A 596-nucleotide genomic window follows, 5' to 3' on the forward strand; every position below is an offset into this window, starting at 1 on the left:
ATCGTAAGAAACGGGCTGGATCACATCCTTCTGCGTGGGACTTCCCTGCACCTGCACGGTCTGCAAGGGGCGGCCTAGGCCGTCGATATATTGGATGGTTTGGTTCACCTGGCAGACCGTTTTACCGGCGGTACCCGTGATTCCCGGCTGCCGCATGGTATTGGTGAGGACGTAATTCTGATTAGCGGACGGCGCAGACGTTAGAATGGGACAACCCGCCGCATTGGACGTGATATAAGCCCGTAGCGTCGCTCCCGGCCCGGTAGCAAACCCGGGCAAAAATCGGATCGTGTCGGTCGCGGTGATCTCGGCTTTGCCGGAATAGATAGTGGTGGTCACCGTTCGTTGGGCAAAGGCAAGGATCGGGCAGATCAGCCACAAAGGCAGACTGAGATAAAACCTTGGTGAAAACCGTTTCATGCCGCCAACTGATTTTATCGTAATAGCTGTGCCTTAAAAGGAAACTTTAACAAGCAAATTGCCTGGATAACAGCTTATTTTCATTAGCTGAACTTGTTGAATCTATGATGAGATATGGAGTTAAATATAGATGATAGGAAAGACATACAAAAATATTTGACAAATTATGATTGACG

The 596-nt window shown here is 49.3% G+C and carries 1 protein-coding gene; it reads right to left on the bottom strand.

Features of this window, described 5'->3' with window-relative positions; all coding sequences use genetic code 11:
• A partial coding sequence (locus GS398_RS22160) for a DUF6443 domain-containing protein (protein ID WP_237488287.1) occupies positions 1-420 on the bottom strand: 420 nt, incomplete at its 3' end.
• Positions 421-596 lie beyond the last annotated feature (176 nt).

It is taken from the genome of Hufsiella ginkgonis, assembly GCF_009834915.1.
GTDB lineage: Bacteria > Bacteroidota > Bacteroidia > Sphingobacteriales > Sphingobacteriaceae > Hufsiella > Hufsiella ginkgonis.